The sequence below is a fragment of the Asaia sp. W19 genome, assembly GCF_003994335.1.
Taxonomy (GTDB): domain Bacteria; phylum Pseudomonadota; class Alphaproteobacteria; order Acetobacterales; family Acetobacteraceae; genus Asaia.
Genome location: NZ_PNQZ01000004.1, coordinates 1 through 2,510 on the forward strand (window position 1 = coordinate 1; position 2,510 = coordinate 2,510).

The following is a 2,510-nucleotide window of genomic DNA, read 5'->3' on the forward strand; positions in this document are numbered from 1 at the left end:
GCAGGCGCTTGCCCATCAGCAGGATCTCGCAGCCCAGAGCGCCAAGACATACTCGGCGGCCGAAGCCTCTATGGTCCAGGTACGCCAGCAGGTCGAGGAAGCCGCCCGACGGATGGGGCAGGAACACGCCACGGCCGCCCAGCTGGCCGAGGCCGAAGCCCGTCAACAGGCAATCCTGACAGGCCAGTTCAATCAGTCTGTAGCGGCGATCAACGAGCGCAGCCAGGCCGAGCAGGATCTGCTTGCGGGCTATGACGCGTCCAAGGGCTCACTCGCGCAGTATCAGCAGGCCATGCAGGCCGCCGAGAAAGTGCGCGCGACCTCGACCGGAGGCACGGCCGAGCAGGCGCGCCAATTGGAGATCATGACCAACAGCATGAAGGCCGCCACGGCCTCGCAGGTCGATATGGCCAATGCGGGCAAGCTTTACAGCCAGTCGCTGGATCTGGAGGTGATCAAGGCCCAGACGGCGGCGATCGGCCAGAACAGCGATGCCGTCTCGGTCCAGATTGCCGTCATGAAAGAGCGCAACCGCATTCTGGAAGCGGGCGGCGACGTCACCTCGAAAACGAACCAGGCCTATCTCGACAATGTGGCGGCGATCCAGACCGCGACCAATGCCTATCAGCATCAGAAATCGGCGCTCGACGAGCTGACGGGAAGCATGGAGGGTATTTTCGGCACCATGACGAACAGCGTGACGCAGGCTTTCGTGCAGGGCGGCAAGGGCGCGGTGAGCTTCGGCTCGATCCTGTCCGGCCTGCAGACGCAGGTGGTGGGGCTGGTGGGCAAGCTCGGCCTGATGAACCCGGCCATGAATGTCCTGGATGGTGGAAGCCGCAACACGTTCTCGAGCCTCTCCGATGCCCTGGCGTCGGGCGGGTCGGTGGGGGGCGGTGCGGGCAAGGCGGGCAGCGTGTCCATTCCCGGCGCTGGCACCGCCGCAAGCAGCGTCGCCAGTTCGAGCAGCTGGCTTTCCAGCGCGCTCGGAACGAAACTCTTCGGCACGGCGACTGTGGGCAATATGCTCGGCGGGATCGGTGGCGGCATGGGCCTCGGCTCGGCGCTCGGCAGTATCGGTGGGGGCACCTATGGTCTGCTCGGCTCGGGCGCCGGGGCGGCGCTCGGCGCCGGTCTAGGCTCGATCATCCCTGGCATCGGCACGCTTCTCGGCGGTCTGATCGGTGGCGGGGCCGGTGGTCTTCTGGGCGGGCTCTTCGGGCACAAAAAGAACCCCTACACCATCGATCAGGTTCTGCTCGAGGGCGATCAGTTCAGCATCGGCAAGACCTGGAACCAGAAGCAGACCGACACCATCACCGCCCAGCTCAAAGCCGATATCGCGAGCCTGAATACGATGATGAGCAGCATGGGGCTCAAGGCCGGGAATGCCTATCTCGGCACGGTGCGCGACGATCCGAATAACAAAGACCCGGATCAGCGTTCGGTGAGCCTCAAGGATCTGCTGGGTGGCGTGCAGCTGCGCAGCGACGACAATGCGACATTCAGCCAGGCACTTGCCCAGGGAATGCCCGCCAGTTTCGACAGCGTGGCCGCGTTCCAGACGGCCGTGACGCAGCTCAAGGGAATGGCCGATACGGTGGATGCGCTGGGCGTTGCCGTCTCGAAATTCAACAGCGACGGCACGGTGACCGTGTCGGGCTTTACCGAGGCCACGGGGGATCTGCGCACCGCGCTCGATACCATGCTCAACGGCAAGACGGTGTCGACCAGCGATCTGCAATCCCAGGTGGCCACCATTACCGAATTCGTCAGCAACACCATGCCCAATTTGATGAAAGCGACGGTCGACGGACAGCAAAGCTGGATCGAGCAGATGGAGGCGCTCAAAAAGACCTATGCAGACGCGGCAAGTCAGGCCGGTTCCTACGGGCTCGACGGCAACGCGCTTAACGACAAGTTCAGCGCGCTCTATCGGGAAGGGTACGAGCAGAACATGCGCAGCCTGAGCGAGAGCGGGCAATCGGTGAAAGCCCGGCTTCTGGCAGCCCAGGGCGATCAGCAGGGCGCCGATCTGCTCGATTTCGATCTCTCGGCGTCCCAGCAAAAGCGTCAGCTCGCCGAAAGCTGGAAGGGCTTTCTCGGCGAGGCCTATACGGGGAACCAGACCTATCTCGACCAGGCGACCGCGCTCGAAAAGACCCTCGCGGCCGAGCGTCTCGCCATCCAGAAAAGCTACGCCGACAAGGCCGCCGCCGCTGCCAAGGCAGAGGCCGACGCCAAGACGCAGGCGATCGAGGCCATGCGCCAGGAACATCTGCGCGCGGCGGACGAAGCACGGCAGCAGCGCGACCAGGTAGCCAACACGGTGGCGTCGGTCATCGGCAATCTGGTCGATTTTGCCAACGGTCTCAATCTGTCGAGCTCCTCGCCTCTTTCGGCCGAGGCGCAATACCGGGCGGCCAATGACAATTTCCGATCGGTTGCGAGCAAGGCCCAGCAAGGCGATTACGAGGCGGTGCAATCCCTGCGCAGCACGGCAGAGGCGT

Annotated in this window: 1 pseudogene; it reads left to right on the forward strand. The window is 64.0% G+C overall.

What is annotated here, in order from left to right:
- Positions 1 to 2,510 (forward strand): annotated as a pseudogene (locus C0V97_RS18240) (hypothetical protein); the annotation flags it as partial.